The organism is Pedococcus dokdonensis, assembly GCF_900104525.1.
GTDB lineage: Bacteria > Actinomycetota > Actinomycetes > Actinomycetales > Dermatophilaceae > Pedococcus > Pedococcus dokdonensis.
The window spans coordinates 1959211-1983318 of the sequence record NZ_LT629711.1 but is presented as its reverse complement, the minus strand read 5'-3'; the positions used below and the strand labels follow the sequence as shown (position 1 = coordinate 1983318).

The 24108-nt window shown below is 71.5% G+C and carries 19 protein-coding genes and 2 pseudogenes; 15 read left to right on the top strand and 6 right to left on the bottom strand.

Annotated features, from left to right (window positions below; translation table 11 throughout):
- Window positions 1-6: 6 nt before the first annotated feature.
- The 3 genes from BLQ34_RS09375 to BLQ34_RS09365 are packed head-to-tail and all read right to left on the bottom strand — an operon-like array spanning window position 7 to window position 4206.
- Window positions 7-1242, bottom strand: coding sequence for a hypothetical protein (locus tag BLQ34_RS09375; RefSeq protein ID WP_091784455.1), 1236 nt, complete (start codon window positions 1240-1242; stop codon window positions 7-9).
- A gap of 1 nt (window position 1243) precedes the next feature.
- Complete coding sequence (locus BLQ34_RS09370; protein ID WP_091784451.1) at window positions 1244-2749, bottom strand: hypothetical protein; 1506 nt, start codon at window positions 2747-2749, stop codon at window positions 1244-1246.
- 2 nt (window positions 2750-2751) lie between these two features.
- The gene (locus tag BLQ34_RS09365) at window positions 2752-4206 is read right to left on the bottom strand and encodes a hypothetical protein (RefSeq protein ID WP_091784448.1); all 1455 of its coding nucleotides are present in this window, start codon (window positions 4204-4206) and stop codon (window positions 2752-2754) included.
- Between the two features lie 198 nt (window positions 4207-4404).
- Between BLQ34_RS09365 and BLQ34_RS09360 the strand changes: the two genes are divergently transcribed.
- From BLQ34_RS09360 to BLQ34_RS09330, 7 genes are all read left to right on the top strand, one after another.
- Window positions 4405-4578, top strand: a complete 174-nt coding sequence (locus BLQ34_RS09360; protein ID WP_091784445.1) for a Flp family type IVb pilin — start codon at window positions 4405-4407, stop codon at window positions 4576-4578.
- A 254-nt stretch (window positions 4579-4832) separates the two neighbouring features.
- Window positions 4833-5066 (top strand): Flp family type IVb pilin, encoded by a 234-nt coding sequence (locus tag BLQ34_RS18775; protein ID WP_231960998.1) that lies wholly within the window; start codon window positions 4833-4835, stop codon window positions 5064-5066.
- A 28-nt stretch (window positions 5067-5094) separates the two neighbouring features.
- Window positions 5095-5874 (top strand): Flp pilus assembly protein CpaB, encoded by a 780-nt coding sequence (gene cpaB / locus BLQ34_RS09350; RefSeq protein WP_091784440.1) that lies wholly within the window; start codon window positions 5095-5097, stop codon window positions 5872-5874.
- A 10-nt stretch (window positions 5875-5884) separates the two neighbouring features.
- Complete coding sequence (locus BLQ34_RS09345; protein WP_091784438.1) at window positions 5885-7084, top strand: AAA family ATPase; 1200 nt, start codon at window positions 5885-5887, stop codon at window positions 7082-7084.
- A complete protein-coding gene (locus BLQ34_RS09340; protein ID WP_091784435.1) occupies window positions 7081-8445 on the top strand; it encodes a CpaF family protein in 1365 nt (454 codons plus the stop codon). Before BLQ34_RS09345 ends, BLQ34_RS09340 begins: the two co-directional genes overlap by 4 nt.
- Window positions 8445-10421 carry a type II secretion system F family protein gene (locus BLQ34_RS09335; RefSeq protein ID WP_091784432.1) on the top strand — a complete coding sequence of 659 codons (1977 nt, stop codon included), beginning with the start codon at window positions 8445-8447 and terminating at the stop codon, window positions 10419-10421. The genes BLQ34_RS09340 and BLQ34_RS09335 overlap by 1 nt, the downstream gene beginning before the upstream one ends.
- The gene (locus BLQ34_RS09330) at window positions 10421-11344 is read left to right on the top strand and encodes a type II secretion system F family protein (RefSeq protein WP_231960997.1); all 924 of its coding nucleotides are present in this window, start codon (window positions 10421-10423) and stop codon (window positions 11342-11344) included. The genes BLQ34_RS09335 and BLQ34_RS09330 overlap by 1 nt, the downstream gene beginning before the upstream one ends.
- Window positions 11345-11501: 157 nt before the next feature.
- Here the strand turns inward: BLQ34_RS09330 and BLQ34_RS09325 are convergent, their stop codons facing one another.
- A complete protein-coding gene (locus tag BLQ34_RS09325; RefSeq protein ID WP_056922824.1) occupies window positions 11502-12152 on the bottom strand; it encodes a response regulator transcription factor in 651 nt (216 codons plus the stop codon).
- Complete coding sequence (locus BLQ34_RS09320; protein ID WP_157692967.1) at window positions 12149-13762, bottom strand: sensor histidine kinase; 1614 nt, start codon at window positions 13760-13762, stop codon at window positions 12149-12151. The genes BLQ34_RS09325 and BLQ34_RS09320 overlap by 4 nt, the downstream gene beginning before the upstream one ends.
- 126 nt (window positions 13763-13888) lie before the next feature.
- Between BLQ34_RS09320 and BLQ34_RS09315 the strand changes: the two genes are divergently transcribed.
- From BLQ34_RS09315 to BLQ34_RS09300, 4 genes and pseudogenes are all read left to right on the top strand, one after another.
- On the top strand, window positions 13889-14767 hold the full coding sequence (locus BLQ34_RS09315) for a ComF family protein (RefSeq protein ID WP_091784425.1): 879 nt from the start codon (window positions 13889-13891) through the stop codon (window positions 14765-14767).
- 224 nt (window positions 14768-14991) lie between these two features.
- A pseudogene (gene hpf, locus BLQ34_RS09310) lies at window positions 14992-15638 on the top strand (ribosome hibernation-promoting factor, HPF/YfiA family).
- A gap of 82 nt (window positions 15639-15720) precedes the next feature.
- Complete coding sequence (locus tag BLQ34_RS09305; RefSeq protein WP_091784422.1) at window positions 15721-16431, top strand: response regulator; 711 nt, start codon at window positions 15721-15723, stop codon at window positions 16429-16431.
- A complete protein-coding gene (locus tag BLQ34_RS09300; RefSeq protein ID WP_091784418.1) occupies window positions 16428-17651 on the top strand; it encodes a winged helix-turn-helix domain-containing protein in 1224 nt (407 codons plus the stop codon). The genes BLQ34_RS09305 and BLQ34_RS09300 overlap by 4 nt, the downstream gene beginning before the upstream one ends.
- Here the strand turns inward: BLQ34_RS09300 and BLQ34_RS09295 are convergent.
- The gene (locus tag BLQ34_RS09295; RefSeq protein ID WP_091784415.1) at window positions 17632-19071 is read right to left on the bottom strand and encodes a glycosyltransferase family 39 protein; all 1440 of its coding nucleotides are present in this window, start codon (window positions 19069-19071) and stop codon (window positions 17632-17634) included. The genes BLQ34_RS09300 and BLQ34_RS09295 overlap by 20 nt on opposite strands.
- 167 nt (window positions 19072-19238) lie before the next feature.
- On the opposite strand from BLQ34_RS09295, the gene BLQ34_RS09290 reads away from it, so the two are divergent.
- The 4 genes and pseudogenes from BLQ34_RS09290 (at window position 19239) to BLQ34_RS19555 (ending at window position 24033) form a co-directional block, all read left to right on the top strand.
- On the top strand, window positions 19239-20603 hold the full coding sequence (locus tag BLQ34_RS09290) for an MFS transporter (protein WP_231961521.1): 1365 nt from the start codon (window positions 19239-19241) through the stop codon (window positions 20601-20603).
- 33 nt (window positions 20604-20636) lie between these two features.
- On the top strand, window positions 20637-20939 hold the full coding sequence (locus BLQ34_RS09285) for a GNAT family N-acetyltransferase (RefSeq protein WP_091784409.1): 303 nt from the start codon (window positions 20637-20639) through the stop codon (window positions 20937-20939).
- Between the two features lie 172 nt (window positions 20940-21111).
- A pseudogene (secA, locus tag BLQ34_RS09280) lies at window positions 21112-23599 on the top strand (preprotein translocase subunit SecA); the annotation flags it as partial.
- A gap of 77 nt (window positions 23600-23676) precedes the next feature.
- Entirely contained in the window at window positions 23677-24033 is a 357-nt protein-coding gene (locus tag BLQ34_RS19555; protein ID WP_456238429.1) for an SEC-C metal-binding domain-containing protein, read from the top strand.
- Window positions 24034-24108: the final 75 nt, after the last annotated feature.

Below are 24108 nucleotides of genomic sequence, written 5' to 3'. Positions count from 1 at the left end.
CGACCGTCAGGGGAACAGGTAGGCGAAGTTCGGACCGGCCAGCACGAGGAACTCGCGCACCCAGTACCACTGCGTCACCAGCCCGACGGCCACGAGGACCGCGACCACTGCCAGGCGGCGCCGCACCCGGTCGGGGCCATCGGCTGCGGGCACCAGCACGAGGGCGAACGGGAACGCCATCAGCAGGTAGCGGAAGATGCTCGACGACGCGCTCGTCGTGAGCACGACGTAGCCGCAGTAGGCGACCGTCCAGCCCCACAGCTCCGGACCCCACGCCCGCACCGACGGCCGGCTCATCACCAGGGCGAAGGCCACGACGACCAGGATGCCCAGGACCCACGCCACCGGCCCCGCCCCGGCGAACGCCTGGACCCACGGCGGGTGCAGCGGCGAGCTGGTGAAGCCCGGCCACGCCTTCATCGTCGTGAGGTAGCCGTTCGCCTCGCCCGTGATGACGCCGACGAGCGCCGGCCACGTGGCGGTCGCGGCCAGGGCGACGAGCAACAGCCCACCGAGCCGCAGGTGCGGCACGCGCTCGCCGTCGTCGCCGCCACGGCGGGCCGTGTGGATGCGCACCGCCCAGTGCACCAGGACGACCGCGGCCAGGACCACCGTGATGTTGCGGGTCAGCCCGAGGAGGACGATCGGCACGACGGTCCAGCCGTAGCGTCGCCGCTGGAGCAGGTGGAGGGCGGTGGCGACGAGCAGGAGGCCGAGGCTCTCGGTGTAGGCGATCTGCAGCACCGGCGCGGCCATGGCGGTGCACAGCAACGTCACGACGAGGAGCGCCCGGTCCGCGCCGACTGCGGTGGCCACGAGGCGGTAGACCATCAGGACCGCCGCGGCGCCGAGCAGGAGGCTCACCGTGGGTCCGACGAGGGAGAAGTCCAGCCCGGTCGCTCGACCGACGAGCCGGCAGAGCGTCGGGTAGAGCGGGTAGAAGGCGAGTGAGGTCTGCACCGGCTGGCCGTCCGGGCCGAGCGCCGTGTGGGGATAGCCGTGCAGCACGATGTCCCAGTACCACTGCGCGTCCCAGTTGACCGCCACGTCGCGGTACCGGGCCGGGATCTGGCCCGGCACGGTCTGGTGGTACGACGACAGGCTCGCCGGGACGGCCACCTGGGCCCGCGCGGCGACCACGATGAAGACGGCCGACACGGCGCGCGACAGCGCGTAGACGGCCAGCACCACGGCATACGGACGCCACCGCGACGCGGCGACCGCACGGTCGCTGCTCAGCACGTCACCGGGTCGCCCGGAGCAGGACGTAGTCGTCCGCCGTGGCCACCACGGCCCAGCCGAGCCGTTGCTGCAGGGCGGTCGCGAGCGCGGAGTCGGACTTCAGCACCGCGTGGCGGGCGCCGGTCGTGGTGAGCAGCTCCTGCCACCCGGGCTCGACCCGCTCGGTGCGCACGTAGGCCCGAAGGTAGGCGGCGTCGTAGATCTCCACCCGCAGGTCGGCGACGGGCACCAGGTCGGGGTGCTGGTTGATCAGCCAGCCGCTGAGCGCGAAGTCGTCGAGCACCACCGTGCCCCGGGGTAACGCGTCGAGGCCACGGTCGACACCGGCGAGGTCGCCCGGGAACTGCTGCGCCCGCGCACCCGCCGGTGACAGGGAGACGACTGCGGCGAGGGCCACGAACACGGCCCACACCACGACGATCTGACGGCGCTCGCGGCGTGTCCGCAGCTCGGGGCGGCGGCCGACGGCGCCGAGCGCGTCGGCCAGCAACGGCGTGGCCACGATGGTCCCCATCGGCACGAGCCGCCACATGTAGAGCACCAGGCCCATCGCGGTCAGCAGCAGGACGACCTTCCAGACCGGCGGGCGCCGGCGGCTCCACAACCAGGTCAGCCCGGTGCCCACCACCATCGCCATGGCCGCGATGGAGAAGACGTTGTTCAGCGGCGTGGCCCGCCACTCCTCGGCGATGCCGGCGGCGTTGTCGGCGACCTGGAACGGCGAGAGCAGCAGGGCCGGGCCGAGCGGGGTGACGGCGACCGCGGCGGTGCAGGCGGCCAGCAGCGCGCCGAGCCGCACGGTGGCGCGGCGGTCCGGGCGGGTGCGCGGGTCGAGCACCAGGGCGAGGAAGAGGACGCCGTTGACGGCCAGCCCGATCGACCACAGCCCGTGCGAGCAGGCCCACAGCCAGTAGACGACCACGAGCCACCAGCGCGGACGGTGGTCGTGGATGGTGCGCCACCACGCGAGGAGGGTGACGGCGAAGAGCACGAAGCTGACCAGCTGGGGTCGTGGGTTGAGCCCGGCCCCGGCGCCGAGCAGCGCCACCACCGCGATGAGCCCGGCGCTCAGCCGGCCGGCGGACAGCCGCGCCAGGCAGTAGAGCAGGCCGACGAGCGTCAGGACGGCGAGCGCGCGCAGGAACACCACGCCGCCCGGGCCGACCAGGCCGACGAGCCACGCGGCGACGGCCTCGGGCAGCCACTGGGTTGCGGTGTAGGGGCGCTCGGCGAAGCGGGCCCAGGCGTCCGGACCGCGCAGGGTGCCGGTGTCGAGGATCCGCTGGCCCACACTGAGGTGCCACCAGGTGTCGACCTCCCAGAAGCGGGCGGTGCCGATCACGAGACCGAGAGACATGGCCAGCCCGAACCCGACCCAGCCGAGCCGGGTCTGGGCCGAGTCCGCCGACGCACGGTCCGACGCACGGTCCGACGCGCGGTCGGACGCGTGGGAGGGGCGGGTCCCGGTCGCGTCGTCCGCCGTGGGGGTGGTGCTGTCGGCTGCCACGCTCACGCCGCCTCCAGCAGGACGAACCCGCGGTCGTGCTGTACGACCCGCCAGTGCCAGACGTCCTGGAGTGCCAGGGCCAGCGGTGAGTCGTCGGTGAGCAGCGCGGCCTGCGCGCCCGTCGAGCGCACGAACCCGTCCCAGCCCTGCTGGGCGTCCATGGCCTCGATGAAGTGGCGGACGTAGACCGGGTCGTAGGACTCGATCCGCAGGTCGAAGACGGGGTCGGTGTTCGGCGCCGCGAAGAGCAGCCAGCCGGTGACGTCGCCCTCGGCGATCAGGCGCGTGCCCGGGGCGAGGGCGTCCAGGGCCGGCTGGACGCCGGTCGGCACGTACTGCGGACCGACGGACGTGGCGGCCGCGACGGGGACCGCGAGAGCAGCGGCGAGCACGACGGCGGCGAGGACCGCGAGGCGCTCGCGGACCGGCATACCTGCCTTGCCCTGGGCCGGCGACCACCGCAGGTCGAGCTCTCGCGCCAGCATCGGTGCGACGACGAACGCCCCGACCGGGACGGTGCGCTGCATCGACATGATCAGACCGAGCGCCGCGACGAGCAGGACGACCTCCCACAGCCGGGGCCGGTGCTCGCGGGCGACCCAGAGGCCGGCCAGCCCGACGACCATCGCGAGGGCGACCAGGACGTGCGGCTGCCGGACCGAGGTGGGGAGCCACTCGTCGACGAAGGAGCGGCCGTTGCTGCCGACCGTGAACGGGGTCAGCACCAGCTTCGGACCGAGCGGCGTGGCCGCGGCCGCGGCCAGGCAGGCCAGCCACACCAGGGCCAGCCGACCGGTGCCCGTCGAGCCGGTGGGTGGTTGCTCGCCGGCCTGCGCGGCGGCCTTGGCGGCGCGCCACGTCGTGACGACCGCCTCGGTGGCCAGTGACCCGACGACCAGCGCCCCGACGACCAGGCCCAGCGACCAGATCCCGTGGGTGCAGGCGCAGAGCCAGGTGAGCGGCACCAGCCACCAGCGCGCCCGCCGATCGTGCCCGGTGGCGACCCAGCCGGCGATGATCGGGACCAGCAGCACGAAGCCGAGCAGCTGCGGGCGCTCGCTCAGCGCCGGCCAGGAGGCGGCCACGACGGCAGCGGTCGTGGCCAGCGCGGCCACCCGCCCGGCGACCTGCCGGGCAGTGACCAGGACGACGGCCACGAGCAGGGCGATCCCGACCATCCGCGCCCAGACGACGGCATCCAGGCCGAACCGGTCGTAGAGGGCGTCCACGACCACGGACGGCAGCCACTGGGTCGGGACGTAGGTGTGCGCCGCCAGCGGCGCCCACGGGTCGGTCGCGGAGAACCGCCCACCGCCGGCGAGGAACTGCCCCACCCGCAGGTGGAGCCACGGGGAGGGATCGGAGACGGGCCGGGCGGCGAAGAGCGCCGCCCCCACCACTGCCACGGGACCCAGAGCCTTGACGCCCCCACCACGCAGAGCGCTCAGGTCGGGCATGCGCCCATCCTCACGCACCCGCGTACTACCCGGCGAGCCGAGGCGGCAACATCGCCCGAACGGGTGAGTTGGCGGACCCGAAGGTGCCACTGGAGGTTGACGTGACGGCCGATTACCCGGGCCCCCGCCTACTGCGAGTCTTCTACTCGCTGAGGCACCCCGTCTCAACTCCCGTTGGTCTCGAAAGGACTCACTCCAATGCTCAAGTTCGTTGCGAAGCTCCAGAACCACATGGCCACCCGCGAGCGCGGCGCCACCGCCGTCGAGTACGGCCTCATGGTCGCCCTCATCGCCATCGTCATCATCGTTGCGGTGTCCGTCCTCGGCACCAACCTGAGCGGCCTGTTCCAGAAGACCGCCACCAGCGTCTGATTCGTCGGCCTCAGCCGAGCTGGGGTCGGGGAACGCCTCCGGGCGGTATCCGACCCCAGCCGAATGGCATCGTGCACCGCAAGGTGTCGGGGGGAGGCACTGGCTGCCGTGGGCAGCAGTGTTGACCGACATCGAGCCGAACGGCTCAGGGCTCCGGGAGGAGCCCCCCGCCCGGGTCGCAGCCCGGGCCCACATTCTCACCGGACCGCAGTCAGTCCCTGACCCCCTGGTCCGAACACCCACAGGAGAATCGCGTGAACGCAACCAGACGTCGCGGCCTCGCTGATCGTCGTTCGCGGGCACGTGCGGCTCTCCTGGCCCCGGCCCGAACCCGTGGTCGCAGTCGCCGGCAAGAGCTCGGCGCCACCTCCGTCGAGTACGCGATCATGGTCAGCCTCATCGCCCTGGTCATCGTCGCCGCCGTCACCGTCTTCGGCACGAACGCCGTCCACCTCTTCGAGGTGCCGAGCAGTGCCTTCCACCTTTAACCAAGCAGAGATCGAGGACTGACAGATCATGGGACGCAGAATCGTCGCCATCCTTGCGGCAGCCGTCGTCGCCCTGGTGGGCGTCACGGCCGTGCTGCTGTATGCCCGCGGAGCCGACGCGCGGGCAGTGGCCTCCCAGCAGCCCGCCAACGTCTACGTCGTGAAGTCGCTGGTCCCCTCCGGGACGACGCTCAAGGACGCCGTGCAGAGCGGGCTGATCGTCAAGACCTCGGTCGCCTCCAAGGGTGTGCCGCTGGGCGCCCTCTCCGGCGTCGACGGCAGCAACGGCGGGCTCTTCGCGCTCTCCGACATCCAGCCCGGTGAGTACGTGCTCAGCGACCGCTTCGGCGTGAAGCCCGTGGGCACCAAGGCGATCGAGGTGCCGGCCGGCCAGGTGGCCGTCAGCATCTCGCTGTCCGACCCCGCCCGGGTCGGCACCTTCCTCACCCCGGGGTCGCACGTCGTCCTGTTCGACTCGTTCGACCCGGTGGTCTCCGCCGCCGACTCCGCCAGCACCAAGGGCGAGACCGGCACCCAGACGCGGGTCCTGCTCGAGGACGTCCTGGTCATCGCGATGGGCGAGGCCTCCCTCACCCCGGCCGCCCCGGCGGCGACGGGCGAGGACGGCGAGGCCGCTCCGGCCCCGGTCGCCGGCGCCCTGCTCACCGTGGCCGTGACCCCGGCCGACGCGGTCCGCCTCGTGCACGGCATCCAGACCGGGCGGCTCTACGCCGCACTCCGTGGGACCGACGCCAAGGTCGACCTCGGTAAGGTCGTCTCCGGAGTCTCCCTCTTCTCGACCAAGTAAGGCGTACGTCATGACGCTGCTGTGGGATGCGGACCCGAGCGCCTCCGAGCGCTACGACTTCGCTGTCGGATCGATCGTGCGGATCGACAACCAGGCCGCCATGGTGCGGGCCCTGGGGGAGAACCCGACCGAGCTGCTCGTGCTGATCGGGCCCGACGTCGACATGGACGCCGCCTGCACCTTCTCCGAGCTGTGCCGGGTCGAGCGCCCGGAGCTCGGCGTGCTGCTCCTGCGTCGTCGGATCGACGTCGCGGTGCTCGGCCAGGCCCTGCGGGCCGGTGTCCGTGAGGTCATCACCGCCGACGACGTGACCGGTCTGGCTGACGCCGCGCGGCGCAGCCGCGAGCTGTCCACCCGCGTGAGCGGGCACTCCGGTGAGACCGTCGGCGCCAAGACGGCGCGAGTCGTCACGGTGTTCTCGGCCAAGGGTGGCGTGGGCAAGACGACCTTCGCGACCAACCTCAGCGCCTACCTCGCCGCCACCGGCTCGCGGGTGCTGCTGATCGACCTCGACCTGGCCTTCGGCGACGTCGGCATCAGCCTGCAGATGCTGCCCCAGAACTCGATCATCGACCTGGTCGGCATGGCCGGCAACATCGACGAGCAGGCCATCAACGCGGTCGTCACCAAGCACGACAGCGGTCTCGAGGCGATCAGCGCACCGGCCGAGCCGAGCGACGCCGACCGCGTGCCCGGCACCACGGTGGCCGAGCTGATCCGCGTGGCCAAGCGGCACTACGACTACGTCATCCTCGACACCCCGCCGGCGTTCACCTCGCACGTCCTCGCGGCGTTCGACGACAGCGACCTGCTGATCCTCATCGCGACGCTCGACATCCCCGCGGTCAAGAACCTGCGCCTGACGCTCGACACCCTCGACCTGCTGGGCAACCGCAAGGACTCCCGCCTCGTCGTCCTGAACCGCTCCGACGCCAAGGTCGGGCTCCGTCCCGAGGACGTCGTCGCCGCGATCAAGCAGGACATCGCCGTGATGGTGCCCAACAGCACCGCCGTGCCCGCCTCGGTCAACCGTGGCGTGCCGATCATCCTCGACGAGCCGAAGCACGCCGTGAGCCTCGCCCTGCGCGACCTCGCCGACCGGTTCATCCGCCTGCCCGACAACCCGACCGGCGGCACCCAGGCCCAGGCCCCCGGCCAGCCGGCCACCAAGCCCGGCCGCTGGTCCCTTTCGCGTGGAGGTAACCGATGAGCCTCGCCGACCGGCTCGAGAGCGTCCGGCGCAGCCAGCAGTCCGCGACCGAGGCCGCGGCTCCCACCGCGAGCGAGCGTCCGCGGCTCGTGGACCCGTTCGCCACGGTCAAGGCCAGCGTCCACCAGGCGCTGCTCGACTCGCTGGGCCCGCAGCTGTACGACCCGCACCTCGACCAGAACGAGCTCGAGCAGAAGGTCCGCCACACGCTGCAGGACGTCATCGACCACGAGGACACCCCGCTGTCCCTGGCCGACCGCACGCGCATCTCGCAGGAGGTCTCCGACGAGATCCTCGGCCACGGCCCGCTGGAGCCGCTGCTGCGCGACAGCGAGATCACCGAGATCATGGTCAACGGACCCGACCAGATCTACGTGGAGCGCGCCGGCAAGCTGTACTCGGTCGAGACGCACTTCAGCTCGGACGCCCACCTGCGCCGCACGATCGACAAGATCGTGGGTCGCGTCGGCCGCCGTGTCGACGAGGCCAGCCCGCTGGTCGACGCCCGTCTGCCCGACGGCTCGCGTGTCAACGCGGTCATCCCGCCGATCGCCCTCGACGGCTCGCTGCTCACCATCCGAAAGTTCGCGACCGACCCGTTCACCGACAAGGACCTCATCGCCTTCGGCACGTTCACGCCGCAGGTCCGTGACTTCCTCTCGGCCTGCGTCCGCGGTCGCCGCAACATCATCATCTCCGGTGGTACCGGCTCCGGTAAGACGACGCTGCTCAACGTGGTGTCGTCGTTCATCCCCGACGACGAGCGCATCGTCACCATCGAGGACGCCGCCGAGCTCCAGCTGCACCAGGACCACGTGCTGCGCCTGGAGTCCCGTCCCTCCAACATCGAGGGTCGCGGCGCCATCCCCATCCGTGAGCTGGTGAAGAACTCCCTGCGTATGCGCCCTGACCGCATCGTCGTCGGTGAGTGCCGTGACGGCGCCGCCCTCGACATGCTGCAGGCGATGAACACCGGTCACGACGGCTCCCTGACGACCGTGCACGCCAACAGCCCGCGCGACAGCCTCTCCCGCCTCGAGACCATGGTGCTCATGGCCGGTGTCGACCTGCCCGTGCGAGCGATTCGCGAGCAGGTGGCCGGCGCCGTCGACATGGTCATCCAGCAGGCCCGTATGAAGGACGGCTCGCGTCGCGTCACCGCGATCAGCGAGGTGATCGGCATGGAGGGCGACATCATCACCATGCAGGACCTGTTCTCCTTCGACTACAGCGCCGGCCGCGACGACCAGGGCCGCTTCCGTGGCGTGCTCAAGAGCAACGGGCTGCGCCCGAAGTTCGCGGAGGACCTGCACGACCAGGGCATCGAGCTGCCGCCGGACCTCTTCGTCAAGGGACTCTGATGTTTCGTGGTTCTCCCCGCGCCCTCCGGGCGCTCCTGACCGCTGCGGTGGTCGGGCTCCTCGCTGCCGTCCCGGCCGCAGCCGCGGACAGCACCGTCAACGTGACCGGGATCGAGGTGAAGTCGGGCAACCTCGTCGGGCTGATCGCCTCGACGAACGGCTCCGACATCGACCCGTCGCTCGACGTCACCGTCGCCGGCAAGACCTACCCGGTCGACGCGATCACCAGTGGCACGGGCTCGCCGGTGGCGCGCACGACGATCATCGTCGTCGACACCAGCGGCTCGATGGGGACCTCCGGGATGGCCACCGTGCGCTCCGCCGTCGCGGCCTTCCTCAAGAGCGTGCCCGACGACGTCCGGGTGGGCGTCGTGTCGTTCTCCGGCAAGGCCACCCTCGACCTCGCGCCCACGGCTGACCAGGGCAAGGTGCAGGCCGCCGTCAACGACCTCACCGCCGACGGCGAGACCGCGCTGTACGACGGCGTCAACCTCGCGGTCCGCACCCTCGGATCAAGGGGCGAGCGCAGCATCCTGCTCCTCAGCGACGGCGGTGACACCGCGAGCAGCGCCACCCAGGCGACCACGGTGGCCGCCCTGAAGAGCGCCAAGGTCCGGGCCGAGGCCGTCTCGTTCAAGTCCACCGACAGCAACGTCAGCGTGCTCCAGAGCTTCACCAAGGCCGGGGGCGGCAGCGTCGTCTCCGCAGCCAACGCGGGCAGCGTCCAGAACGCCTTCACCTCGGCCGCCAAGACCCTCGCCTCCCAGCTCAGCTTCTCGATGCCCCTGCCGGCCGGCGTCGGTGGCGCCCAGAACATCAAGATCGCCGGCAAGTCCGGCGGCAAGGCGTTCGCCACCACGGCCCTGGTCGACTTCGGTGCGGGCGTCGCCGCGAGCCCCACCAAGGCGGCTGCCGACACGTCGCCCATCACCGGGCCGACCGAGGACGTCATCAAGGGCGGGGCACCCGCCGCGACCCTGCCGGTCCTCGGGGTGTCGCCCATCCTCGGCCTCGGCATGGGGGCGGTGTTCGTCGCGCTGATGGCCATGGTGATCGCGCTCTCGAGCGGCTCCTTCAAGTCCGGTCGCACCAAGCGCGTCGAGAACATCGACCGCTACGTCGCCGCCACCGCGGCCATCGGCAAGGGAAAGTCGCGCCCCAACGCGGTGTCCGAGAACCTCGTGTTCCTCGGCGAGCGCATGATGGAGGGCCGCGACTCGACGAGCAAGACGATGGCCCACATCTCGCGCGCCGACCTGCCGCTGCGCGCTGGTGAGTGGTGGGTGCTGCGGATCGTGGCCATCGTGGTCTCGGTCGCGACCTTCATGGTGCTGTTCCACAGCGGCGTGATCGCCATGCTGGTCGCGGCGCTGATCGGCCTGCTGGTCGGGGTCTTCGCCCCGGCCTTCATCCTGAAGTTCCTCTCGAACCGCCGTGGCAAGAAGTTCGAGGCCCAGCTGCCGGACGTGCTCACCCTGGTGGCGAGCAGCCTCAGCACCGGTTTCTCGTTGCCCCAGGCGCTCGACGCAGTGGCCAAGGACGCCGCCGACCCGGCCGCCAAGGAGTTCTCCCGAGCGCTGGCCGAGACCCGGATCGGCTCCGACGTCTCCGACGCACTCGAGCGGATGGCCGCCCGGATGGACAGCGAGAACATGCGCTGGACGTCCATGGCGATCCGCATCCAGCGCGAGGTCGGTGGCAACCTGGCCGAGACCCTGCGCACCACGGCCAAGACGCTCCGCGAGCGCGAGGAGCTGCGCCGGCACGTGCGCGCGCTCTCCGCTGAGGGGCGCCTGTCCGCCTACATCCTCGTGGCCCTGCCGATCGGCATCTTCCTCTACACGATGAAGACCAACCACGACTACATCCAGCTGCTCTGGACCACCACGCTCGGGATCATCATGATCGTCGGCGGGATCATCTCGCTCGGGATCGGCATGTTCTGGATGCGTAAAGTCGTGGACGTGAAGGTGTGATGATGGGACTCATTCTGCTGGTCGTCGCCCTCGTCGCCGTCGGCATCGCGCTGATGACGATCGTGCTCGCGGTGTCGTTGGGAGCCGGTGCTCCCACGGGTGTCGCGCGGTCGCTCGACCTGATCGAGCGCACCGTCGACAAGCGTGAGGTCGGCAAGTCCGAGCTCCCCGCCATGGAGCGGCTCGTCGCCCCCTTGCTCAACCAGACCCGTGCGCTCGCCCAGCGGCTCTCCCCGACCGGGACGAACGAGCGCATGGTGCGCCGGCTCGACCTGGCCGGCAACCCGGGTGAGTGGACCGTGGAGCGGGTGATGGGTGCCAAGGGCATCGGCCTGTTCGTCGGTGGCCTGCTCGGCCTGGTGCTCGGTGGCGGCCTCAGCCTCCGCGGGCTGCTCATCGCCGCCGCGGCCGCGGTGGCGGGCTTCTTCCTGCCCGACCTGCTGCTCATGAACGTGGGCCAGAAGCGTCAGGAGGACCTCCAGCGGGGCCTCGCCGACGCGCTCGACATGCTCACGGTGTGTGTGGAGGCCGGTCAGGGCTTCGACGCGGCGCTGCTGCAGGTGGCCCGGTCGACCACCGGTCCGGTCTCCGGCGAGTTCGCCCGCGTCCTCTCCGAGATCCAGATCGGCAAGTCGCGTGGCGCGGCGTTCAGCTCGCTCGCGGCCCGCACGACGGTCCCCGAGGCCAAGACGTTCGTGAGCGCGCTGGTCCAGGCCGACCGCCTCGGTCTGCCGATCGGCAACGTGCTGCGCGAGCAGTCCAACCAGATGCGCCTGGTCCGTCGTCAGCGGGCCGAGGAGAAGGCCCAGAAGGTGCCGGTGAAGATCCTCTTCCCGATGCTGCTGTTCATCTTCCCGGCGCTCTTCATCGTCATCATCGGCCCCGGCGCCATCCGCATCGCGGAGACCTTCGGCAACATGTGACCCCGGCGCCACCCGCGCCCCGGAACCGCGAAGGACCCCGCCGGCCGGCGGGGTCCTTCGCGATGGTGCCGGCGTCGGTATGACGCGTGGCTCGGTGTCGTCTGACGCGTGGCTCAGTGGCGTAGGGCGCGTGGCTCAGTGTCGTAGGGCGCGTGGCTCAGTGCCGGGCGTGCCCGACGGACTCGGCCTTGACCAGGCCCAGCCGCAGGGCCGACATCACGGCCGAGGCCCGGTTGTGGGCGCCGAGCTTCTCGTAGACCTTGGAGACGTGGGTCTTGACCGTCGACTCGCTCATGTAGAGCTTCTTGGCGACGGCGGCGATGGAGTCGCCGGCGACGAGCCGGTCGAGCACCTCGGCCTCACGGGGAGTCAGGCGCGGCTTGTCGCTGGAGTCGCGACGACGCAGCGCCTCGGCGAGCCCGGTGGCCATGAAGGCGTCGGGCGCGACCGCGGCCCGTCGGACGGCCGCGATGACCTCGTCGGAGGGCGCGGACTTGAGGACCAGCGCCGACGCGCCGAGGTCGAGCGCCTCGAGCAGGGTCTCGTCGTCGTTGTGCATGGTCAGCACGACGATGCCGAGCCGGGGCGAGGCCTCGCGGGCGGCCCGCGCCAGCACCAGGCCGGAGCCGTCGGGCATCGACACGTCGACGACCAGGACGTGGATGAGGTTCTGGGCGAGGACGGTGCGCCCCTCGGCGATGCCACCGGCCTGACCGACGACGGCGAGGTCGGGCTCGCTGTCGATCATGCGGCAGACGGCTTCGCGCACGAGGGTGTGGTCGTCGATCACCACGACGTTGATGGTCATGACGGCTGGGGGATCCTTTCGTTGGACAACGTTGCCGACGGGGCGGCGCCGCGGGCGCGCATGCGCATGCGGAGGGCGACACCTTCGCCGCCGTAGGGTTCGATGGTGATCTCGCCGCCGAGGCTGAGCAGCGGGTGGTCGACGAAGTCGCGCTCGGTCAGCGTGCTGGTGCCGTCGTGCGCCATCCAGAGCTCGACCCGGGGTGCCGCGACGTTGAGCCGGACCTCGACGGTCTCGGCGTTGAGCGAGTGCCGCGCGTCGGCGAGCATCCGGAGGAAGAGCCGGTAGATGAGGACCTCGGTGTGGGCCGGCAGGCGGAAGCCGGTCTCGCTGAGGTGCATGCGGGTGGTCACGCCGGACGAGGACCCGAAGTGCTGGAGGCGGGCGCCGATCATGGCTCCCAGGCCGGTGTCGGGGCGCACGGCGATGCGCAGGTCGGCGATGTGCAGCCGCAGGTCGCCCAGCACCCGCGACACGTCGACGCGCAGCGCGTCCAGCTCGTCGGCGATGGGGGAGTCGAGGCCGCGGGCCTTGCGCCGCACCGCGTCGATGCCGAAGCCCAGCGCGACCATCTCCTGGGCGATGCCGTCGTGCATCTCGCGGGCCAGCCGCTCGCGCTCCTCGAGCCCGGCCCGTTCGCGCAGGCCGGCGAACAGCACCGACAGGTCGATGTTGGCGGCGTGGCGGTCGGCCACACCCTGCGCGGCGGCGAGGTCTTCCTCGCGGAACGGCGTCACGAGGGGTCGGTCGGCGACCAGGAGGCCGAGGCGGTCGCCCTGGTCGTCGTTGAGCGGCACCACGATCACCGAGCGCGCGACCAGGTCGTCCTTCCACTCGGTGAGGGTGGCCTCGCCGCGCCGCCAGGTCCAGGCGAGCACGGAGTCCGGCTCCATCGGGTCCGGCCACGGGGTGCGGTCGGCCCCACGGATCGCCAGCGGCACGGCGGGGTCGTCGCCGTAGCCGACGAGGATCGCACTGCGCGCCGACCGCATCTGGTTGCTGAGGTCCTGGAGCGCCATCTCGGCGGAGCCGGGGGCGTCGAAGCCGGTGTCGAGGGTGTCGGCGAGCTCGTGCAGCCGGCGCAGCAGCAGGCTCGCCTCAGCGGCGACGTTGGCGTCCGGGAGCACCTCTTCGGGCTCGAGCTCCCGCGACCACGCCCCGAGCAGGCCGAACAGCACGGCGAGCAGGGTGGCCAACCCGATCAGCTGCGACTCGGCCGGCGTGAGCTGGTCCAGCCACATGGTCGTCAGGAGGGCGACGCCGATCCCGACGATGGGGGCACCGATCGCGCCCTTCCGGGCGAACCGGGAGCCCGCGTGGTAGGCGGGGATGATGATGAGGAGCTTGGACCACGAGCCCTCGGAGCCCATCCCGATGCCCGCCGAGACGGTCTCGACCACGAGGAGGGCGATCAGCTGGGTCTGCCGGAACGCCCCCTGGATGACGGTGAGGTAGCCGAGGCTGGCCGCAGCGAGGTCGAGGGTGACGACGAGCAGGATCCACGGCAGTGCCGTGACGAGGCTGCCGTCGATGTAGGCGAACATGGCGGCCACGAGGGCCATCGACAGGCGGAGCCGGGTGGAGACGGCAAGGTGGGGCAGCCACCGCATACCCGCCTCCCGTCTCATGTTCCCCGGCGCCCAGCAGTTGTCCACAGGCCGTGCCCCAGACTAGTCGTGTCCACACGCTCGCGCTGCCCAATCGGTGGCAACACACCGGTGGCCCACGCTGGGACGATGTGGTCGACGACGCGTGGTGCGCGACCGGGAGCCGCCCGGTCATCGGGGCCCGTCGATGCGCTGCGCGACCTGGGCGCCCTCGCCCTCCCGGTCGACTGTGCGGTGTGCGGTTGCCCCGACGACCCGCTGTGTGCTCGGTGCGCCGCCGACCTGGCGGCCTGCCGGTGGCCCACCGGACCCCGGCAGGTGCGGCCGCGCCCCTGCCCGCCCGGGCTCCCCACGGTGCACAGCGCCGGCCGGTATGCCGAGGCGCTGGCCGCCGTCGTCAGCGCCTACAAGGACGACGGCCGTCGACAGCACGCGGGCGTCTTGGGCGCCCTCCTGGCCGAGTCCGTCGATGCCGCGGTCGGTGCGTCACCCGAGCTGCTCGCGGTCCTGGCCGGTGCGAACGGCCCGGTCCTCGTCGTGCCGGTCCCGTCGTCGGCAGCTGCCCGCCGGCGCCGCGGTGACGCGCCGCTGGTCGCCGTGGCGCGGGTGGCGGTCGGGGGATACGCCGCCGCGGAGCTCGTCGTCGCCGAGGCCCTCGCGCCCCGGCGCAGGGTCGCCGACCAGGCCGGGCTCGCAGCGCGCGAGCGGGCCGTCAACCTCGAGCACTCGATGACCGTGACCACGCGCTGGGAGCCCGTCGTGCGCGGGGCCGCCTGCGTCGTCGTCGACGACGTGCTGACCACCGGCGCCACCCTGGTCGAGGCCGCGCGGGCCCTCGGCGCAGCCGGTGCGCGGGTGGTCGTGGCGGCCACGGTCTGCGCGACGCAGCGCCGTGCGGATGCCGCTCGTCATCCACGATCCGGACAGCCGCCACCCGCGTCCGGGGCCGTCCCCGCAGGTCGGGCGGCCCGTTCAGGACCCGCCCAGCAGACTCGGGGCAAACGTTGAGGCAATCCCTGTGTCGCAAACCTCCGGGGTGGTCTACCGTCGGTACATGGCCCCCCTGGCCCCCGTGCTCGGCACGCGAACAGGGCGCCTCGGACGCGGTCCGGACGGCGCCCTACGGCAGGGAGCGGAGCCGCAGGGCCGGGCGAGGCCCGGGAGGTGCTGCCGCGGTTGAGCGCGGGCTCGCAGCCCGACCCACCTACTCGCCGAACCCCATGGAGGACACCGTGGAGATTGTCGTCACCGGACGCCACATGCAGGTCTCAGACCGATTCCGTGACCACCTCGACGAAAAGCTCGCCAAGATCCCGCAGCTCGCCCCCGGGTGCAGCGCGTGGACGTCATCGTGAGCCACGAGCCCAACAAGCGGCAGGCCAAGGCCTGCGAACGGGTCGAGATCACCTGTCACGTGAAGGGCCCGATCGTGCGGGCCGAGGCATGTCTGGACGACAAGTACGCGGCGCTCGACCTGGCGCTCGACAAGCTGATGGAGCGGCTGAGGCGGGCCCAGGACCGCAAGCGGGTGCACCGTGGCCGGCACGCCCCCGAGTCGGTGGCCGCGGCCACGGCGCGGATCCGTGAGCCCGATGCGCTCGGCGAGGACCACGTCCACGACGGGGTCGACGGTGGTGACGGACCGTTCGGTGCCCAGGGCGACTCTCCGGTGGAGATCCGCGAGAAGATCCACGCGACCGTGCCGATGGCCCTCGACCAGGCGGTCCGCGAGATGGAGCTGGTCGGGCACGACTTCTACCTCTACCACGACGAGGAAACCGACCAGCCGAGCGTCGTCTACCGCCGCCGTGGCTGGTCCTACGGCGTGATCCACCTCGACGTGACGGACGGCGAGGGGACCGAGCGCAAGGTCTCCTGAGGCCGCGCAGCATCCCGCACGCGACGACGCCGGACGGCCCCTCGGGGCGTTTCGTCCGGCGTCGTCGGGCTGCCGTGACAGTATGTGCTTCGTGACAAATGGGGATGCAGGTCAGAATGGCGGTGTCGACCCGATCCGGGTCGTCATCGCCGATGACCACGTCCTCTACCGCCGCGGTCTCCAGATGGTCGTGTCGCAGGACGACGACATCGAGATCGTGGGCGAGGCCGGCGACGGCAAGGAGGCGGTCGACCGCACCGTCGAGCTGCTGCCCGACGTCGTGCTGATGGACGTGCGCATGCCGCACACCTCCGGCATCCAGGCCTGCCAGACCATCAAGGCCCTGGTGCCGTCGACCAAGATCATCATGCTGACCATGTCCGACGAGGAGTCCGACCTCTACGAGGCGGTCAAGGCCGGGGCCAACGGCTACCTGCTCAAGGACGTGCCGGGTGAGGAGATCGCCGACGGCGTGCGGGCGGTCCACAACGGCGACTCGCTGCTCTCCCCCTCGATGGCCTCCAAGCTGCTCGCCGAGTTCGCCCACATGAGCAAGCGACAGGGTGAGCGACCGAGCGGGGTCGGGGCGCCGCGCCTGACCGACCGCGAGCTCGAGGTGCTGCGGCTGGTGGCACGGGGCCTGGCCAACAAGGAGATCGCGCACCAGCTGTTCATCTCCGAGAACACCGTGAAGAACCACGTCCGCAACATCCTCGAGAAGCTCCAGCTGCACTCGCGCATGGAGGCGGCCATGTACGCGGTGCGCGAGAACCTGCTCGAACCCGGCGAATGAGCCTCCCGGCCGACCAGCCGGCCGCCCCGCCCACCCCGGTGCGGCTCAGTCGCGCGCAGGCCCGTCGCATCGCGCTGGCCGCCCAGGGGTTCGCCGACCCCCGGCCGGCCCCCGGCACCGCCACGATGCGGCACCTGCAACGGGTCGTCGACCGGGTCCAGATCGTCCAGATCGACAGCGTCAACGTCGTGACCCGCAGCCAGTACCTCCCGTTCTTCTCTCGGCTCGGTCCCTACGACACCGCGCTGCTCGACCGGGCCCGCGACCGGGCGCCGCGCCGCCTGGTCGAGTACTGGGCCCACGAGGCGAGCCTGATCCCGCCGTCCACCTGGCCGCTGCTGGACTTCCGGATGTCGCGCGCCCTGCAGGACTCGTGGGGTGGCATGCAGCGGGTCGCCCGCGACCACCCCGAGCTCGTCGACGCGGTGCTGGCCGAGGTCACCGCGCGCGGCCCGATCACCTCGCGCGCCCTCGAGGCGGCGCTCGAGCACGACCTGCCGCGCCAGCGCGACGAGTGGGGCTGGAACTGGTCGCTGGTCAAGAGCGCCCTCGAGCACCTGTTCTGGGCGGGCCAGATCAGCAGTGCCGGCCGGACCAGCCAGTTCGAGCGACGGTATGCCGCGCTGCACCGCGTCTTCCCCGGTCCCGTCGCCGACCGGCTGGCCGACCCGGCCGGCCGCCCTGCGCACGACGTCGCCTTCCGCGAGCTGGTGCTGATCGCGGCACGGGCCCACGGGGTGGGCACCGAGCAGTGCCTGCGCGACTACTTCCGGCTCAAGCCCGAGCAGGCCCGCCCGGCCCTCGAGTCACTCGTGGCCGAGGGGGCGCTCGTGCCGGCCACCATCGAGGGCTGGCGCCGCCCGGCATACCTGCATCCGGAAGCCCGCCGCCCCCGGAAGGTGCACGCGCAGGCGTTGCTCAGCCCGTTCGACTCGTTGGTCTGGCAGCGCGACCGCACCGCCGCGTTGTTCGGCATGGACTTCAGGCTCGAGATCTACGTGCCGGCGCCGCAGCGGGTGCACGGCTACTACGTGCTGCCGTTCCTGTTCGGCGACGAGCTGGTCGCCCGGTGCGACCTCAAGGCCGACCGGGCGGCGGGGGTGCTGCGCGTGCAGGCGGTGCACTGGGAGCCCGGCGCGCCCGACGCGGCCCGGGTCGCGCTCGACGACGAGCTGGCGCAGATGGCCGGTTGGCTCGGGCTCAGCGGCGGGGTGCGCTGAACATCGCGAACTCGCCGTCGGTGCCGACCACCTGCCAGCCGTCGGCCCGCAGCGCACTCGACAACGGCTGCTCCTTGCGCAGCACCGCGACGGTCGCGCCGCTGCGCTCGACGGTGTCCTGCCAGCCGGCCCGCGCCATCAACGCGTCGGTGTACGCCGTCATGTACTGCGTCGTGTAGATCTCGGTGCGCTCGTCCACCACCGGGTCGAGATCGGGCTGGGTGAGCATCAGCCAACCCCCGGTGCCGTACTCGTTGAAGACGACGGTGCGGGCCGGGAGCTGGGCCAGGGCGGGGGAGAGGCCGCCGGGCACCAGCGGTCCGGTGCCCGACCCGAGCGCGGGGGTGACGGCGGCGCCCACGCAGGCGGCCAGCACGAGACCGGCGAGCACCAGCCGGCGCTCGGGTCGCGGCATCCGCGCAGGGGTGTCCTCACCGAGCAGCCGGGCCGCCGAGGCCGCGAGCACGGGGACCAGGGTCATCGCGCCGACCGCCACGGTGCGGCCGTAGACCAGGGCCCACCCGAGACCGGCGCACCACAGCACCACCAGAGTGAGGGGCACCCGGCGGGTCGACAGGGCCCAGCACGCGGCGGTCAGCACGGCCATCACCAGCACGGCGACGAAGAAGACGTCGTGCACCGTGGGCGACCGCCACTCGTCGACGTAGACGGTGAAGCCGCTGATCTGGAACGGCACGAGGAGGAGGCGTGGTCCGGCAGGGGTCGCCGCCGCCGCCACCAACGACAGCGCGGGGACGGCCGCCAGGCGAGCCAGCTGGCGCGGGGAGTGCCGTCGCTCCAGGGCCAGCGCCACCACCGTCGCCGCGCCGACCAGGACGCCGACGAACCACATGCCGTGGCAGCACGCCCAGACCCAGCCGAGCCCCACCAGCCACCAGCGCGGGCGGCCGTCCTCGGCGGTCCGGATCCACACCGAGACGACCACGGCGGTCAGCGCGAAGGTCACCAGCTGCGGGCGTGCAGCCAGGCTCCCGGTCAGCCCCAGGAACGCGATCAGTGCCGTGATGGCCGAGACCAGCGGGTTGGCGTGCCGTCGGGCGCACAGGTAGGCGACGACGAGCAGCGCGGTGTCGAGGACGGCCTGCGCCCAGGCGACGGCCGCGAAGCCGCCCAGCTGGAACAGGCCGGCCAGGCCGAGCTCCGGAAGCCACTCGTGCAGCACCCAGGGCAGGCTGGAGAACCTCGACCAGGGGTCAGGTCCCGAGAACTGGTGGGACTGCCAGAGGAACTGGCCGGTGTGGATGTGCCAGAACGTGTCGGGGTCGGCGACCGGCCGCATCGCAGCGACGACGACCAGGACGGGGAGCGCGCCGATCAGCAGCACGGCGACCCGCGAGGGGAGCCCGCTGGCCGCCGTCGTTCGGGTCGTGCGACGGTCCGTGAGGGCCGGTGCGGTCACTTCGTCTCCTCGGCAGGTGAACCAGAATCGTAGGGCGGCTCCGGCCGGAGGGGCCCGGGACGCGGCCCGGTCGGACCGAACGGTTGAGGTCCGGGGTGGCGGGATCCGCGCGCGGGTTGTCGGGAATGTGCTGTCGGGGGCCGTGGACTGGCAGATAGCATGCGGCAGTGACGATTCCTGCCGCCAGCCATGCCGACGCTGTCGTGACCCCACCGCTGCGCCATCGACGGGTGCACCGTGCCTGGTGGGTCGCCCTCGTCATCCTGGGCGCCCTGGTGGCCGCCGCCGGCTTCCGGTCCTCCACGGGGGCGCTGCTCGAGCCGCTGGAGTCCGAGTTCGGCTGGTCGCGCGCCACGACGTCCGGGGCCGTGACGGCCAACCTGGTCATCTACGGCATCACCGCGCCGTTCGCGGCTGCCCTCATGGAGCGCTTCGGCCTGCGTCGGGTGGTGAGCCTGGCCCTCGTGCTGGTGGCTGTCGGCAGCGGGCTGACCACGGTGATGACCGCCCCGTGGCAGCTGTGGGTGCTCTGGGGGGTGTTCGTCGGCGTCGGAGCCGGCGCCATGGCCCTCGTGCTCGGCGCCATCGTCGCGAACCGCTGGTTCGTCGAGTCCCGCCGCGGCCTGGTCACCGGGGTCTTCTCCGCGGCCGGCGCCGCCGGCCAGCTGGTCTTCCTGCCCGGCATCGCGGCACTCGCCTCCGGACCGGGGTGGCGCTGGTCGGCCCTGGTGGTCACCGGGGCCGCGCTCCTGCTCGTGCCGCTCGTCCTCCTGGTCGTCCGCGACCGTCCCGCCGACCTCGGCCTGCGGCCGCTCGGCGCCCAGCCCGGTGAGCCACTCGACGAGCCGGCCACGCGGCACACCGGGTCGCAGGTGGGGCCGGCCCGCCTGGCCGTGCGCACCCTGCGCGCCAGCACCCGGTCGCGCACGTTCTGGGTCCTGTTCGGGACGTTCTGGATCTGCGGCTGGTCGACCAACGGGCTGATCGGCACCCACTTCATCCCCGCCGCCCACGACCACGGCATGCCCGAGACCACCGCGGCCGGGCTGCTGGCCCTGATCGGTGTCTTCGACCTGGTCGGCACGATCGCCTCCGGCTGGCTCACCGACAAGGTCGACCCACGGCTGCTGCTCTGCGGCTACTACGGGTTCCGCGGGCTCTCGCTGCTCTTCGTGCCGGCGCTGCTCGGGCCCGACATCCACCCGAACCTGTTCATCTTCATCGTCTTCTACGGTCTCGACTGGGTCGCCACCGTGCCGCCGACCATCGCGCTGTGCCGCCGACACTTCGGCGTGGCCCGGTCCGGGGTCGTGTTCGGGTGGGTCTTCGCGGCGCACATGGTGGGCGCCGGCGTGGCCGCCTCGTATGCCGGGTGGGTGCGCCAGAGCACCGGCGACTACTTCACCGCGTGGCTCACCGCGGGCGGGCTGTGCCTGTTCGCCGCCCTGGCCTGCCTGGCCATCTCGCGCTCGCCGGAGCGAGGGGCCTGGAACGCCGAGGGTGAGGACGCCGAGGTGGGGGCCGTCGCCTGACCGCCGCGTTGACAGTCGTGCTTGGCTGGCCCCATGGACACTGGGCCCACGAGCACCCTGACCGTCGCCGACAACCCGGCCGAGCACCGCTACGAGGCCCGTATCGACGGGGAGCTGGCGGGGTTCGCCGCCTACCGCTTCAAGGGCGACCACATCGTCTTCACCCACACCGAGGTCGATGACGCGTTCGCCGGGCAGGGTGTCGGTGGGGCGCTGGCCCGGGGCGCGCTGGACGACGTCCGGGCCCGGGCCGAGCACGACGTCGTGGCCCTCTGCCCGTTCATCTCGGCCTGGATCGCGCGGCACCCCGACTACCAGGACCTCGTCGCCCCCTAGGAATGGAACCGGGGGAGGCACCGGCACGTTCGGCCCTGGGGAGCGTCCACCGCCCGCGCGTCCACGTCGGTGTGACGACTCGACTAGCCTAGGTCGGGCCCTGCCACCCGGAGGTGCACGGCCGTGGACGTCCGGGGCGTGGCAGGAGATCAGAAACTTCAGGAGATATTGCGTGTCCAAGATCGTCGAAAAGCTGCTGCGCGCCGGTGAGGGCCGCATCGTCAAGAGGCTCCACGGCATCGCCGCGCAGGTGAACGCCATCGAGGAGGACTTCGCCTCGCTCAGCGACGCCGAGCTGCGCGCCGAGACCGACGTCTTCCGCAAGCGGCTGGCCGACGGTGAGACCCTCGACGACCTGCTGCCCGAGGCGTTCGCCGCAGTGCGCGAGGCATCCAAGCGGACCCTCGGCAAGCGGCACTTCGACGTGCAGCTGATGGGCGGTGCCGCGCTCCACCTGGGCAACGTCGCCGAGATGAAGACCGGTGAGGGCAAGACCCTCGTCGCGACCCTGCCGTCCTACCTCAACGCCCTCGAGGGCAAGGGTGTCCACGTCGTCACGGTGAACGACTACCTCGCCGAGTACCAGTCCGAGCTGATGGGCCGCGTGCACCGGATGCTCGGGCTCGAGACCGGCGTCATCCTCGCCTCGATGACCCCCGAGCAGCGTCGCGCCGAGTACGCCAAGGACATCACCTACGGCACCAACAACGAGTTCGGCTTCGACTACCTGCGCGACAACATGGCGTGGTCGGTCGACGAGCTCGTGCAGCGCGGCCACAACTTCGCGATCGTCGACGAGGTCGACTCGATCCTCATCGACGAGGCGCGCACCCCGCTGATCATCAGTGGCCCCGCCGACGCGGCGACCAAGTGGTACACCGAGTTCGCCAAGATCGCCCAGCGGCTGACCCGCGGCGAGCTCGAGTCCGGCGAGGGCGACTACGAGGTCGACGAGAAGAAGAAGACCGTCGGTGTCCTCGAGGCCGGTATCGCCAAGGTCGAGGACTACCTCGGCATCGACAACCTCTATGAGTCCGTCAACACCCCGCTGATCGGCTACCTCAACAACGCCATCAAGGCCAAGGAGCTGTTCAAGCGCGACAAGGACTACGTCAACATGAACGGCGAGATCCTCATCGTCGACGAGCACACCGGCCGCATGCTCGCCGGCCGTCGCTACAACGAGGGGATGCACCAGGCGATCGAGGCGAAGGAGGGCGTCGAGATCCAGAACGAGAACCAGACGCTCGCCACGATCACCCTGCAGAACTACTTCCGCATGTACGACACCCTCTCGGGCATGACCGGCACGGCCCAGACCGAGGCTGCCGAGCTGAACTCGATCTACAAGCTCGGCGTCGTGCCGATCCCGACCAACCGGCCGATGATCCGCAAGGACCAGGCCGACCTCGTCTACCGCACCGAGGAGGCGAAGTACGCCGCCGTCGTGGACGACATCGCGCAGCGGTATGCCGAGGGGCAGCCGGTGCTCGTCGGCACCGTCTCGGTCGAGAAGAGCGAGTACCTCTCGGACCAGCTGCGCCGCAAGGGCGTGCCGCACGAGGTCCTCAACGCCAAGCAGCACGAGCGGGAGGCCGCGATCGTCGCGCAGGCCGGCCGCAAGGGCGCCGTCACGGTGGCCACCAACATGGCCGGTCGAGGCACCGACATCATGCTCGGGGGCAACCCGGAGTTCATGGCCGTCGCGACGCTCAAGCAGCAGGGTCTCGACCCCGAGGAGACCCCGGAGGAGTACGAAGCCGCCTGGGACGCCGCCCTCGCCAGGGCCGAGGAGGCCGTCCAGGCCGAGCACGACGAGGTCACCGAGCTCGGCGGTCTCTACGTGCTCGGCACCGAGCGGCACGAGTCCCGGCGCATCGACAACCAGCTGCGCGGGCGCTCCGGCCGTCAGGGCGACCCCGGTGAGTCGCGGTTCTACCTCTCGCTCCAGGACGACCTCATGCGGCTGTTCAACGCGGCCATGGTCGACCGGTTCATGACCACGGCCAAGATGGAGGACGACGTCCCGATCGAGTCCAAGATGGTCAGCCGCTCGATCCAGAGCGCGCAGGGCCAGGTCGAGGGTCGCAACTTCGAGATCCGCAAGAACGTCCTCAAGTACGACGACGTCCTCAACCGCCAGCGCACCGTCATCTACGACGAGCGCCGCCGGGTCCTCGAGGGTGAGGACCTGCACGAGCAGATCCGGCACTTCATCAACGACGTCGTCGGTGGCTACGTCGACGCCGAGACCGCCGACGGCTTCGCCGACGACTGGGACCTCGACCGGCTCTGGACGGCTCTGAAGACCCTCTACCCGGTGTCCGTGACGCCGCAGGACGTGCTGGACGCCGAGGACGGCTCGCTCACCCGCGACCGGCTGCGCGAGGTCATCACCTCCGACGCGCACCACGCCTACGACGAGCGCGAGGCCCAGCTCGGCGAGGAGGTCATGCGTGAGGTCGAGCGCCGGGTCGTGCTGTCCGTCCTCGACCGCAAGTGGCGCGAGCACCTTTACGAGATGGACTACCTGCAGGAGGGCATCGGCCTGCGGGCGATGGCCCAGCGCGACCCGCTCGTGGAGTACCAGCGCGAGGGCTTCCAGCTCTTCGAGGCGATGAACGAGTCGATCAAGGAGGAGTCGGTCGGCTACCTGTTCAACGTCCAGGTGGACGTCGAACAGGACGGTCAGCAGGCGCAGGCCGCACCGGTCGTCCAGCCGGTCAGCGTCTCCGACATGCTGGCCGGGTCGGGCCTCTCCTCGGCCGACTCACCGGTGGAGCCGCTGGCCGAGCCGGACACCGACGTGCCGGCGTCCAGCGGCGCCGGTGCCGAGGCAGGGCCGGTGTCGGTCGACACCGCCTCCACGGCCGAGAAGCACCCGACGTTCCGCGCCAAGGGGCTGGAGCAGCCGGAGCGCCGACCGCAGCAGCTGCAGTACTCCGCGCCGGGTGAGACCGGTGACGTGGAGCACCGAGCGGTCGGGACGGTGGACGACACCCTGAGTCCCGAGCAGCTCAAGGGCGCGTCCCGTAACGGGCCCTGCCCCTGCGGGTCGGGCAAGAAGTTCAAGATGTGCCACGGCAAGGCCTGACTCCGACCCCCTGACCCACCCCTTCCGCACTTCTGGCCACCCATGGCCGGTGTGCGCCCCGCGCGGGGCGCTGCA